Here is a 13,054-nt window from a genome sequence, read left to right as displayed (position 1 = left end):
GCTCAATAATGCACAACCATTAAGAATCAGCTGCTCAAATCCTTTTATTGTTTCTTTTTTACAGACAAACTATTAAAATTATTGCCTTATTATTTTATTGAATATTTGTTCATTTGTCCAAAATTAACCCTACGTGAGAAATCAAAAAAAAAGAACCCCATGCATGTCATTTTATCCAAAGACTTCGACTTTGAAGCGGCACAAGCCTTGCCTTCATTTCCTGAAGGTCACAAATGCCAAAGAATTCATGGACACAGCTTTAAACTAACCGTAGCTGTCCGAGGAGAAGTGGATCCTCAAAAAGGGATCCTTTACGATCATGGAAAAATTTCTGAAGCTGTTTCTCCTCTCATAGATCAATTAGACCATCAATATCTCAACGATATCGAAGGTCTAAAAAACCCTACCATAGAAAACCTAGCGGGATGGTTTTGGAATAAACTTAAAGACAAACTTCCCGGCCTTTTTGAAATTACTATCCAAGAAACAGCTCGAACTCGTTGCATTTACAGGGGAGATTAAGCTTTAATTTTACAACCTTTTTTCATGGAATAAAAGAACAATGGCCATGTCTTCGACGAACCCAGAATCAGAATTACTTAGACTTCGTAGAGAAAAACTTAACTATTGGAAATCACAAGGTATCGACCCATTCGGACAACCTTTTTTCGATACACGACCAATTGAACACATTGTGGCCCAGTTTATAGAAAACCAAGAAGTCCGGATTGCAGGCCGAATTCTTTCGATTCGAGATATGGGCAAGAGCTTTTTTGCCCATGTCCAGGATCAAAGCTCAAAGATTCAGATCTATGCAAATCCTCAATCCTGTGGCGAACTTGCCTTTAACCAACTTAAGCAGCTCGACATTGGTGATATTCTTGGAGTAGAAGGGAGCTGTTTTTTCACTAAAACAAAAGAAAAAACGATTCGGATTAAAAGTTGGCAGCTTCTAGTAAAATCACTTCGTCCCCTTCCCTCTAAGTGGCACGGACTCCACGATGTCGAAGCCCGTTATAGGCAAAGATACCTTGACCTGATTATGAATCCGGATGTCAAAAAAATCTTTTTGTACCGCAGCCAAATAGTCAAGGAGATCCGTAATTTCTTGCATCAAAAAGGCTTTATAGAAGTCGAAACCCCAATGATGCAGACCATTGCTGGAGGAGCAGCAGCCAATCCTTTCAAGACTTTCCATGAAGCTCTAGGCATCTCTCTTTACTTAAGAATAGCTCCCGAACTCTACCTGAAAAGACTTCTGGTTGGGGGGTTAGAAAAGATTTTCGAGCTCAATCGTAACTTTCGCAACGAAGGTATTTCTCGAAAGCATAACCCTGAGTTTACAATGCTGGAAGCCTACCAGGCTTATGGGGATTTTCAGTCGATGGCTAATCTCTTAGAAGAAATGATCTCTACAGTTGCTGAAAAAGTGTTAGGAACCTTAAAGTTTCCGGCTTCAAAGCATCTGGGTGAAGGTCAAGTTATAGATTTAACTCCCCCCTGGCCAAGGAAACCTTTCCGAGAAGTCCTTCAAGAAGCGATCGGAGAAGATTGGTTTAAATTAAACAGCGAAGGAAAAAGAAGACTTGCCGAACACTACGAAGTCGAAATCAAGGAAGGATTTACAGAAAGTGACATCTGCAGACATCTTTTCGAAAAACAGGTGGAAGCCAAGACAGTCGGACCTCTCTTTGTCACAGAATTTCCAACCGATTTTGTTCCCTTGGCTAAACAGAAAAAAGAGGATCCCCAGTTTGTAGATGTCTTTGAATTAATAGTTAACGGGCAGGAACTTGCTCCCGGTTACAGCGAGCTCAACGATCCGTTAGTTCAGAGAAGCAGGCTTGAAAAACAGGCTGGAGAAGAAAAACAGAAGATTGATGAAGAATTTCTGCTTGCTTTAGAGTATGGCATGCCTCCGGCTGGAGGAATAGGATTAGGAATTGATCGGCTAACAATGCTCTTAACTGCCCAGGAATCGATCCGGGATGTTATCCTTTTCCCCCTACTACGCCCCAAGGAAGAATCAAAGAAACCGGACTGATTTTTTTAAAGTAGAAAACATAACACCGTTCTTTTATCTTGAATTTGCACAAAAGAATTGAATGTTAATGGAAAAAAAAGGGGGTTTAGCTCAGTTGGTAGAGCGTCTCGTTCGCAATGAGAAGGTCAGGGGTTCGAATCCCCTAACCTCCACCAGTATTTTACTTTCAGGAATTTTGCCTGCTTTTTCACTTGCGCGGAGCGCAAAAATGCGGTATTGACGAGCGGGCAAAAATTCATTTCCCTTAAGACTTCTACTTTTCTTTTTGCCCGCTTGCTTTCGGACTTCGCCCGATATTTTCGGCGGGATTTCATTATCTTTGTAGTCACCCTTATCCCAGCCCCCTCGTGCGTAGACGACAATTAGGAACTCCTCTTGGAATTGCCAAGTGAGAATAAATAAGTTGTCATAAAATAGTTAATCCTGACTTTGAAAAGCGATCAGCGATAAATGAATAAAATCTCTAAAAGAGATCTATGAGAAAAAAGGTTTTTCCTAAAAACAAAACTTTCAGCCAATAACCATGACTCTGTTCTTAATAGGCCAACAAGGATCCCTTTCTCCATCCATCAAATCAAAGAATAATTCCAAGGGATAAAAAACTTTTATCTCCTCAATACCCAATCCAGCCGAGAAAGTGACATGCTTAAAACTGTTACTAGACCCATCGCTAAGAGCAAAATGCCCGCTTTACTTTGGGTAACATAATAGCTCCAAGGTTTTATAGCCACTACAAAAGGAAAATCGAAGCTTACCTGCTGAGCTCCTTTATCCTGCATAACCACTTCTAATCGATACTTTCCTCTTTCTAAGTAGGCGGGAACTGAAATGGTCCCTCCTGGGTAAGCCTTGGGGGGCAGGGATTGAATGAGTTTGTTATTTTCAGAAAAAAGCTTAACCGATACCGGCGTTGTTTTTGCCTTGGCATTAATCAAATCGACAACAATTGTCGCCTGTCCTGGATCGGGAACATTGTCACAAAAAGTTTCCCCTTGATAGATCGATTTATGGGTGTAAAGGTCCATGTGTACTGCATAGCCATCTTTTTCCACAACAGGACATTTAAAACGGCCCGCATTTTTATTACAAACATGACCACAATCAGCAAAAGAAATTGAAGGGATGGATAAAAAAATCCCTATCGTTCCAACCAAAAATAACAGTAAGGATTTCATGTCATTAAAGGTATTTAATGTAATATCATTTTGAATAAAAACCAATTTTAAAGAAAGAAAAAAAATCATTTTAACAAAAATTTTTATCTATCTCATCGTTTTTTTGTTAATACATTGATGAAATTCAAAAACGATTTTTTATCCATAGTCTTATCAAGATCGATTCAGAAAAACAGTAAGCTTTTCTTTCAGATTTTGCCTCTCTAATTCATTGATCAAAAATAAATAAAGAAAAATCTATAAAACCTCTAGATCAGATAACTTTCTTGAAAGATTATCCCTAGGTCCCAAGAGTTTTATCCAAGTTATAAGCTGAACTAATCAATGCAAGATGAGTAAAAGCTTGGGGAAAATTCCCTAATGCTTCCCCACTAGAACCGGTTTGCTCAGCATACAAGCCTACATGGTTGGCAAATCCAAGCATCCGTTCAAAAAGAAGATGGGCTTCTTCAAGAAGTTCCGGCTGAAACTGCCCTGCTCTAGCTAAAGCTTCGACAAGCCAAAAAGTACAGATATTGAAAGTAGCTTCTTTTCCCCTTAATCCATCGGCGGTTTTATCTAAATTGTACCGATAAAGGAGGTTATTGGCTAAGAGGCCTCCTTCTTGGGGCGGACGCATCACAGCCTGTAGGGTTCCCAAAATTTTAGGATCTGTTGGAGAAACGAACAAAACTAAAGGCATCATAAGGGTAGCAGCATCCAAGGCATCGGTTCCAGGATATTGGACAAAACTCTTTATTTTTGGATTCCAACCTCTTTCCATAATATATGAATAAATGTCGTTACGAACTTTTCTCCATTCGGTCACATCGGTGGGGAATGATCTTTTTTCCGCTAACCTTAAGCCGCGGTCTAAAGCTACCCAACACATGAGTTTCGAATAGATAAAATGATGTCGCCTTCCCCTAACCTCCCATATTCCTTCATCTTCCTGTTGCCAATGTTCAGTGACCCAGTCGATCAACCGCCTGACTTCCTGCCATTCATCGTAAGAAATTGGAGCCCCATATTTATTGAACAAATAGATCGCATCAATAAGTTCTCCATAGATATCGAGCTGCACCTGCCGATAAGCGTTGTTACCAATACGAACCGGTCTTGACCCCTTGTATCCTTCCAAATGATGGAGTTCAACCTCCTTTAAGTCCGTTCTTCCATCAACCCCATACATTATTTGAAGGGGAGGTTTATCTTTAGAAATACCCTTATAAACCCTAGAAAGGAATTCCATGTACCTTTGGGCTTCTTCGGTAAACCCAAGCCGCATGAAAGCATATACAGTAAAAGCAGAATCCCTAATCCAGCTGAAGCGATAATCCCAATTGCGGATCCCCCCGATTTCTTCGGGCAGGCTTGTAGTGGCCGCAGCGACAATAGCTCCAGTAGGTTTAAAAGTAAGGAGTTTCAAGGTTAATGCGGAGCGATAAACCATTTCTCGCCATCGTCCAGTGTAATGGCACTGAGCAATCCATCTTCTCCAATAATCTACAGTCAACCTAAAAAGTCTTTCAGCCTCCTTGTTCGATAAATGCATTGCCCATTCTGAACCGGGAGTCATCTGGATAAGAGCAAATACTGTAGATTCACCCTCCTTAAGGGTAAAATGACCCACCACACCCTTTTCCGTTATCTTTAAAGTCTTATCTGTAGAAAGCACAAGGCTGAGTTTATCGTTAGAAAAAATAACCCCTGATGTAATACGTTCTGCTTGATGAGGATCTAAAGCATAGTTAAAAGCAGGACAGCATTGAAGAACAAAGTCTATAGTTCCCCGAACAGCGGTTAGCCTACGGATAAGCCTGAATCGATGCACTCCTCCTTCGGTATCCGGTTCAATCGGCATGAAATCAGTCAGTTCAGCTGCTCCTTGAGAAGAAAGAAAGCGGGTTACAAGCACGTTTGTCCCTGGCCAATAAAACTGCTTACAACGAACCGTGTTCTCAAGAGGTGCGATTTTAAACCTTCCTCCTTTTTCGTCATCGAGCAAGGCCCCAAAAATGCTTGGTGAATCAAAAAAGGGGATGCACAACCAATCGATAGAACCGTCAATGGCGACGAGCGCCACCGTGTGCATGTCTCCAATAATTGCATAGTTTTCTATAGGTTGATAAGCCATAGCTGTTAACGAACAAGTTTTGCAGTTATCATCGCCACATGTCTACCCTGAAATCTTGCTCCAGAAAGCTCATTTTCCGTCGGCATGCGTTCTCCGGCACCCCCAGCAATGGTCGAAGCACCATAAGGAGAACAACCGCTTACTTCATCCACAACCATCTGGCCGGTAAAAGAATAAGGCAGGCCCACGATGATCATTCCGAGATGAAGCAAGCTAACCATAAAAGTCAATATCGTTGTTTCTTGCCCACCATGCTGCGTATTAGAACTACAAAAGACACTGCCTACCTTTCCAATAAGTTTTCCACTTAGCCAAAGTTTTCCTGCTGCATCAAGAAATTGACGCATCTGGCCACACATATTACCGAAACGGGTGGGTGTACCAAAGATAATCGCATCAGCTTCCCCAAGCTCTTCAATGCCACAGATAGGAATATGGGAAAAAGTTTTCTGCGCTTCTACTGCCCCCATCTTATGCAGAATTTCATGACTCAAGGTTTCAGGTACCCGTTTGAGGATGACATTTGCTCCCTTGACCGACCTAGCTCCATCGGCCACCGCTTCAGCCATTCTGTAAGTATGGCCGTACATTGAATAAAAGATGACATAGATCTTCATTTTTTTTGACCTTTCGCTCTCCCTACACAACAATCATACTCAGCGGATTAAACATCCTTTTTAGCTCGAAAACAAGATCCTTCCTCTGCATATTCTTCCTTTTTGACTCTTTAAGAAAGTCAATAAAAAGGCCAAGGATAGCCTTTACTCTCCGCACTCTTTTTTCATCCCTTTTTTATTTTTCAAAATCAACTATTACTCTTTTTTTGAAAAGTTAGTGTATCGTTATTTTCAATTCATCATAAATATCGGTATAATAAAAATAACCAATCGAAACAGATCGGTTGCAGAAAGTTTCATTAATATTGCAAACACAAAAATAAAGATTATTTAAAAAGGGAGTAAAAGGAAAAGTAACAGAATTGTTGACTGCTTTTATAAACAATAATTAACACTAAAAGCCTTTTTAAGTAGTAACGAGCCTGTTAAGCCTAAATTGGAAGGCCAGATCTAAGAAATCTCTTGTAGGACTAGGCCGCTGTTCTCTCCGATTGTTCTATCAAGATGTAACACATTGGCAGCAGCAGTTGCTGCCTGTGCTCCCACAACGGTGCCATTCAACGCTTCCGCTTCGCCTCCAACATCCGTTGTGGATCTTCGAAATGACTGTTGCTGCACAAACAAGCATCCGCTTATTAGCAGTCTTGAAAGCATCCCCCTTTAACAGCTGCTTCCTCAACCTAGCTTGCAATCCCTTCCGGCTGAGATAGGATCAATCGTTAGTTGGCTGTTTTCTTCGTGCTCTCCGAAGATCTCTCAGAACCTTTTCAATTGAAATAATCGATCAGAAATCGCTGCTTTACCGTAACGCAAAAAACCAAGAGATCTATAAACCCATGCGTTTACCAACCATCGTCATCCCAGTCCTCGCTAAAACTATCCTCGTCTAGTAGGGAATTTATCCTTTGGGTTGATATAGGCTCAGAAAAACTGTTGTTATACCCATATTCTGAAGAACTTCTCGTAGATAAAGGAAATCGAGTTTTAGTAATTGGAATATCAACGTAAGATGATTGGGTAAAAGGAAAATCCAACATGAAAATGTTCTGATTTCCAACGCTCCCTTGAGTTATGTTTCCCATCCTAAACAAAAACAAGTTGCTGTTTCCAATTCTTCCAATCGTTGTGTTGATATAGGGTCGAGTAATTGGAATATCAACATATGATGGTCGAGTGGGAGGAAAATCCAACATGAAAACATTCTCATTACCTATGCTCCCCTGAGTTATGTTTCCCATTCTAAATAAAAACAAGTTCCTATTCCCAACTCTCCCAATCGTTGTGTTGTTATACAGTTGTGAATAAGAATAAGCTTCACTCCAGATCATGAATAAAATCATTAACATCAATTTGTTCATGATTATCCTCTAATTTTTATTTTTGGAGTTAAATCTTAACATCAAAATCACTCATTCTCATTAATAAATGCCACGAGTCGTTATATTTTTTGACGGATAGACTTACATATTACCTTTTTAATTTCATCATCTTTCACTCATTTAACGACCTTTCTTGGGATTTGCGCAAAACCGTAAAGCCGTAAGCAATATAGCGAATGATCTACAAAAGATTATTGACCATCCTTTCCTTGGGAGAAAAGGATCTGGCATTCATCATACCGGGTTTGGATCCGTGATCTAGGCAAAATTTCTCGAACTATTCAAAGCTGAAACAGAATAGACAGTATTTGTGAGTCATCAGACCTGATGATATCTAGATATCCCTTGACTGTTTTCACAAGAGACAGGAAGATCTTACTCTTATAGCTCAAACCTGCTTTCCACGACATCCAGCTGTTTTTTAAACTCAAGACAACTCATATTGAGCCATGTAGGCATATCGTGGATTTTAAGCTAAAACAATTCACCTAAAAAACAGATTCATTAAATTATAAATTGATAATGAAAGAGATAAAAACTGGCTACAAAAGGCAATTGAATCAAAAATAAAAGGTGTTTTTATCAAGTTTCAATACGCTGTTGAACTAAAAAATTAATATTAGCTTAAGTAAGGGGTTTAATTTCTTCTTTTTCTGTTTTAATATTTATTTTTGAAGCATACTCGATTAGTTGTTCGACGTATCGGCTTGGAGAATGATTGGTTAAAACATATTTTCTTGCACGGATCCCCATTTCTTTAAGCTGTATATTACGTTCAATAACTTTTCGTAAGACTTCTTCCAATTGATTTTCTAAACAACAGGGATCGATTTTAATCACACACTCATTAGGTAGCTCAGCATACCACCCAGTATTTAATACCACTACGGGTTTGCCTATAAGCATCATGTTGAGCAATGAACTTGAAGCCTCTCCCATGGTTGGAGCCCTTAATGCGATGCAGATATCCGACTTTGAAAGAAGTTCGATGACTTGATTAGGTTGTTGATAATCAAAAACTTTAACAACGTTCTTTAATTGATATTTCTTTATAAGGCTATGGATATTATACCAGAAGAACGTTCCTCCAATGATCCAATATTCCATGTTCTCCCGAAGAAAAGAAGAATTTTGTAAAACCTTAAAAACAGACTCGTAGGCTTTATTAGGCAAGACATAGCCAAAAGTAGCCGCAACCACTTTCTTTTTGCCATCTGGGAAAAATAAAACAGAGCTCTTTGGATCCCTACAAATCATCTTTTCCTCAGCTAAAGTATAGGGAAGATCAACTTTGAAAGCTGGTTTAGAAGGGAAAAAAGTGTTAATTTTCCCTTGAGCAAAAAAAGAATGGGTGATCACTCCTAAAGATCTCAAAATGATTTCCTCGTTCATGGGATACTGAATAATCGATTGGTCTTCATAGATCTTTTTAAGAAAATTAAGAATGACCGAGGGTCCTTCTCCTATAGATAGGGCATGAATAATATCTGAAGAATAAAGTTCTTTGAATTTTTCAACATAGCCAGCAAAATGCCTTTTTTCGATCAGATAATAGCCCGCATAAAAAAATTGCAATACATAATCATGTAAAATCACTATCCCAGGGAATTTTAAGAACAGTTCATAGGCATAAGAATGGAAGCGAAAATCATTGCTTATGTTAAAAAACACAAGATCATAATCTTTTAGTTTTTCTCCAACCTTCCAATCGATTTTATCTTTCTTCACATAAGAAATTACCGAACAGCCCTTTGTTAATGAATCCTGGGGAACATAGTCCTCAACAAAAAGAGTTAAATCTGAAACAGCTTTTAAATAGGGAATAACATTAAAACTAAAATCGGCAATTCCCGACTTTTTAGGGGGTAAGGGACTAAACCATGCTATTTTCACCGATATAAACTTTTAGTGTGAAATTATCTATACCCAGAGGATAAGATGCAATATTTTATTATGTTTGAACTATAAGGAAGAGATTTTTTCTCTACACTCTTCGTTGCCTGCTCAACTTATCGGTGGAACATTCTTTCATAGGGGCTTGATTGGTTAATTGCTGAAAAGATTAACACGCCAAAATAGAGAAGAAAAAGTATCATAAGAATCAAAAAAAAGGTAAATGCGCCTTTTTTAGTTTCTTTTTTTTTCGTTTGCTCTATGGGATCTTTTTCGTTTTCCACTAGTGCTAGCAGATGTCAAAAAAAGAAAAAGTCAATCCTAAAAAAGGGGAAAAATATTAGAAAAATACTTAGAAAACATTTCGGAATTTCCCCTAAATGAAAAAAGTTTTTATCCTTTTTCTATCCCCATCCCCTTTTTAAATCAGTTTTTGTTAGAAATGAGTTTTAATAGGACTCTGACCAGAGATGAATATGAGAAGCTGAAATAACCGGATAGTTGTAAGGACGTTGTCCAATAATACCCCGTTGAACCCGGCTTAGCCTTCCTATAACTGTAACGCTTTTGCCTCTTGTATAAATGGAAGGGTCTAAGAATTTTTTGGTTGAAACAATAAACCTTCCATAGCTGAGATCGGTCGATAGTGGAACTTTAAAACTTCGGGAAAGAGGTTTATGGATGACTTCCATAAGGGATCGATCAGGCAAATTCTGTACTTGAGCAATCTCACCGCCTAGAAACAGCCGTTCTCCTATGAATCCCTCAGGATGGGCTATGACAATAGAAAAAGGAGGTTGAGTTTTAAGTATTTTCTTTTCTTCTTTGGTAAAGGGTCCCGCTTCGCAATCAGGGACCTTATACCATAGAACACAGAATAAAATAAAAAACTTTAAAAGTTTTTTTCCCATATAAAAAAGATTTGTGAAGCAGAAAATAATTTCAAAAAGTTAAAGATTAACGAAGCCGTCTTGCTTAAAACCTTCTCTAGAATTTCTTCATGGCTAAGAGTAGAGTCTAAAAGGGATGGTTCTAGTTTTACAGAACCCTTGCTTTCGCTCTTAGCCCGACAGCCTCGCAGAAACGGCTATCTCTTTTTGATTGATAAGCGGCTTCGACATTGTTGCAACCGTGTTGTTTAGTCATAGCTCTCTGCTCTTGCTGGTTCAATCGTAAAATTCGATGATATTCTCTATAACCACACGGTCGCTGTTGCGTCATGTCCACAGAAAAGTGCATATCACTTACCTCCGCTAATATCTTACCACAATCCGGATAAGCCCAAGACAATACCTATAAAGCCGTTTGTCCACATCCAATCCTTGGTTGTTTTATTCTCTATGTTTTAATACAAAAACGTTTTGTAGGGGATCGAAGTCTATTTTTTCAAGCTGCTTAGCTTTTCTGCGCACTAAGGAACTCCACCAATCCGAGAGCTGGCTATTGGTCTTTCCCAGCTTAAAGGCCAGATCACGATTGGATATCCTTCCTCCAGATTTAGATAAAATTTCTAGGACTCTTTTAATCTTAATTGGCTCAGTTTTTTTGTTCCGAGAATTCACTATCATGAAATAAGACTTTTCAAACTTTACATTTTTTAATTTTTTCCTATTTCGAGAGAAAAAAACACGCAAAGAAGGGGGTTTCACACCTAACTTGCAAGCTAAGTCTTCAATGTGTACAGGAGAATCTTTAATTAGACTTAGAAACTTTTCTACAGTAATCCTTTTCCGGCCAGCAAATGTAGGGAAATGCGACTCCTTTTGAACATATTTTTTATGTATAACTCGCTCCTCGTTGATCTCTGTAATTTCATCAGGAAATTGGCTTAGGGATTGAATCAAAAATTCTTTTGGACAACAGAACCTTTTACTGAGCTCTAAAAGTCCTATTCCTTGTTGTCCCGCCTCTTCAATAGTCCTAAGAAGCTCTCCATAGTCAAGCTGAAAGGATGTTTTATTTTCAGTGGCATTCCGTTCAATAATCTGCAATGTGTTGTTTTTACCCAAGTGATAAGCCAGAATAGAACCGAGAATATCGGTAGCAAGATTAATACATTCTGTGGGTAACTCTCTAAATTGGATAGCGGTAGCAAGTAACTTTTCGTAAGCGTTCATAATCAAACATTCCCGTTAAATATTAGGAATAAAAAAATAAAATTATATTATCATTAATATAATGTTAAGTATTTTGAAATAAATTTAAAATACTATTGTATATTTATCATACCCTCAGGGAAGTGGTGAATTTTTAACTTATCTTTTTTTTCACTTTTTAACTTATTCTATCCAAATGATTTTTTGATCGTCAAAAGCCTTTCTCAGATTTTCAATAACAAATTTTGAATGCAACGAGAGAGGGGGATCTAAACTTTACCAACGAATCGCTTTTAATGTAAGAATATACTTGGACATACAAAATTAAAAGAGAGTATAATAGAAAAAGCTATAAGATTCTCATTGAAGAACGAAGAGTTTAAAAACTCTGAATGTTTCTTTTTTTTAGAAGTGAGTCACTTTTTGTTACATTTTTCGAATCTGGCCTTGCCGTAACATAAAACGCAACTCCCAAACTCCTAACCGAATGGTTTCATCCGATCGAATAGCACAAACCCCGCCCTTATCAAAAGGAAAGGCCTGAGGCCTATTCACTCCTAAGAATTCCGCCAGATGTTCAGCAAGACTAGGCATGTGTCCCACAAGGAAAAGAGAAGACGGTTTACCGTAATTTTTGATAATCTCGAGCAGCTCAGAAGTGGGATGACCATTTTCGAGTTCAGGAATAATGAGCGGTTTTTTTTCAATCTTCATGGCTTGGGCGATAATTTCAGCCGTTTGAACTGCACGGTTTAAAGGACTACTTAAAATTTCATCCGGTTTTATTCCTAGCTTTTTCAGTCCTTTCCCTAACCACTTTGCTTCTTCTTTGCCTTCAGCAGTTAAGTTTCTTTTCGCATCGCTCTCCGCTTTTGGCTCAGCCGTTGCATGACGGATCAAATAAAGAATCATAGCTTAGTATAATTTATCAAGAATTGGGCATCGAAAAATATTTCACTTTTTTTCTCTTCCATATCAATGTATTCAACCCTAGCAAACTCCAAGCTTTCAACGAAAGGACCCCTAATGCACGCCCAATATTCTGTTTTCAATTCTCTTTTCTGTCAGAAACATTATTAGCCACGCAATTAACACTTAATGCAATCAAAACCATATTGTATTCCCTCATCAATGAAGCTCTTTCCGCAAGCTACTGCGCAATTCTTTTTCTAAAGGCAAGGACAATAAAAATAGAAATTTGATGGATTCTTGCTAAAAGACTAAAATATTCAGTGTTATTCTTATGTAGGCTTCGGTACCAATAGCAAAGATGTATTAGCGATGTTTTCTTCTGATGTATACCTTTTGTGATTGGAGCTCGAATGAGGGAAAACTTTTAAAGAAAAAGCAAAAACTCTCTGCGATTATCTTGTGAAAAATAGTTTTTGAAATATCCAGCTTGAAAAACCGAATACACATGCATCTCTCTGGCCTTTTTTTGTAGCCTGACATAAACTAATTTATCCCTGCGGAATAAAAATTGGGCCTATCAAAGCATCCGAATCCATAAGAAGATGGTCAGGAAAGACCAATAAGCCTGTAAAGAGGCTAAATATTCGCTAAATACGATAAGAATTGAAACAAAACGGTAAAAGGTTTAAGAGGGCGGGAAAAACACCTATAGAGATGTAGGTTATAATATTATTTTTGATGGATAAAAGGGTCTACAAGCTTTATTTATAGCCTTGACTTCGTTTATTACCCTTTTTCCCCTACCCTTTAATTCAGATTTTT

12 protein-coding genes and 1 tRNA gene are annotated in these 13,054 nt (G+C 38.3%); 3 read left to right on the top strand and 10 right to left on the bottom strand.

The annotated features are described in order from the left end of the window. The first annotated feature begins 159 nt into the window (after window positions 1-159). The 3 genes from queD to IT6_RS00380 all read left to right on the top strand — a co-directional run bounded on the left by queD (window position 160) and on the right by IT6_RS00380 (window position 2,199). Window positions 160-522, top strand: a complete 363-nt coding sequence (gene queD, locus IT6_RS00390; RefSeq protein ID WP_134440902.1) for a 6-carboxytetrahydropterin synthase QueD — start codon at window positions 160-162, stop codon at window positions 520-522. 46 nt (window positions 523-568) lie between these two features. Then, the gene (lysS, locus tag IT6_RS00385) at window positions 569-2,044 is read left to right on the top strand and encodes a lysine--tRNA ligase (RefSeq protein WP_206826764.1); all 1,476 of its coding nucleotides are present in this window, start codon (window positions 569-571) and stop codon (window positions 2,042-2,044) included. Between the two features lie 79 nt (window positions 2,045-2,123). After that, a tRNA-Ala gene (locus IT6_RS00380) sits at window positions 2,124-2,199 on the top strand. 450 nt (window positions 2,200-2,649) lie between these two features. On the opposite strand, the gene IT6_RS00375 is transcribed toward IT6_RS00380, so the two are convergent. The 10 genes from IT6_RS00375 to sixA form a co-directional block, all read right to left on the bottom strand. Then, window positions 2,650-3,219: a hypothetical protein gene (locus IT6_RS00375; RefSeq protein ID WP_134440900.1), complete on the bottom strand. Its 570-nt coding sequence runs from the start codon at window positions 3,217-3,219 to the stop codon at window positions 2,650-2,652. A gap of 280 nt (window positions 3,220-3,499) precedes the next feature. Continuing rightward, complete coding sequence (locus IT6_RS00370; protein WP_206826762.1) at window positions 3,500-5,335, bottom strand: glycoside hydrolase family 15 protein; 1,836 nt, start codon at window positions 5,333-5,335, stop codon at window positions 3,500-3,502. Window positions 5,336-5,340: 5 nt separating this feature from the next. Continuing rightward, complete coding sequence (gene wrbA / locus IT6_RS00365; RefSeq protein WP_206826761.1) at window positions 5,341-5,952, bottom strand: NAD(P)H:quinone oxidoreductase; 612 nt, start codon at window positions 5,950-5,952, stop codon at window positions 5,341-5,343. Between the two features lie 450 nt (window positions 5,953-6,402). Beyond that, on the bottom strand, window positions 6,403-6,570 hold the full coding sequence (locus IT6_RS00360) for a hypothetical protein (protein WP_206826756.1): 168 nt from the start codon (window positions 6,568-6,570) through the stop codon (window positions 6,403-6,405). Between the two features lie 224 nt (window positions 6,571-6,794). Continuing rightward, on the bottom strand, window positions 6,795-7,280 hold the full coding sequence (locus IT6_RS00355) for a hypothetical protein (RefSeq protein ID WP_206826755.1): 486 nt from the start codon (window positions 7,278-7,280) through the stop codon (window positions 6,795-6,797). Window positions 7,281-7,955: 675 nt separating this feature from the next. Continuing rightward, a complete protein-coding gene (locus IT6_RS00350) occupies window positions 7,956-9,224 on the bottom strand; it encodes a glycosyltransferase (RefSeq protein WP_206826753.1) in 1,269 nt (422 codons plus the stop codon). 449 nt (window positions 9,225-9,673) lie between these two features. Then, a complete protein-coding gene (locus IT6_RS00345) occupies window positions 9,674-10,135 on the bottom strand; it encodes a Slp family lipoprotein (RefSeq protein ID WP_206826751.1) in 462 nt (153 codons plus the stop codon). 127 nt (window positions 10,136-10,262) lie between these two features. Then, a complete protein-coding gene (locus IT6_RS00340; protein WP_206826749.1) occupies window positions 10,263-10,445 on the bottom strand; it encodes a hypothetical protein in 183 nt (60 codons plus the stop codon). Between the two features lie 110 nt (window positions 10,446-10,555). Further along, a complete protein-coding gene (locus IT6_RS00335; RefSeq protein WP_206826747.1) occupies window positions 10,556-11,341 on the bottom strand; it encodes a hypothetical protein in 786 nt (261 codons plus the stop codon). A 405-nt stretch (window positions 11,342-11,746) separates the two neighbouring features. Then, the gene (gene sixA / locus IT6_RS00330) at window positions 11,747-12,232 is read right to left on the bottom strand and encodes a phosphohistidine phosphatase SixA (RefSeq protein ID WP_206826745.1); all 486 of its coding nucleotides are present in this window, start codon (window positions 12,230-12,232) and stop codon (window positions 11,747-11,749) included. Window positions 12,233-13,054 lie beyond the last annotated feature (822 nt).

Origin of the sequence: Methylacidiphilum caldifontis (assembly GCF_017310505.1) — a bacterium.
Classification (GTDB): domain Bacteria; phylum Verrucomicrobiota; class Verrucomicrobiia; order Methylacidiphilales; family Methylacidiphilaceae; genus Methylacidiphilum; species Methylacidiphilum caldifontis.
The sequence above is the reverse complement of the archived record's forward strand: the minus strand, read 5'-3'. Positions and strand labels throughout refer to the sequence as shown.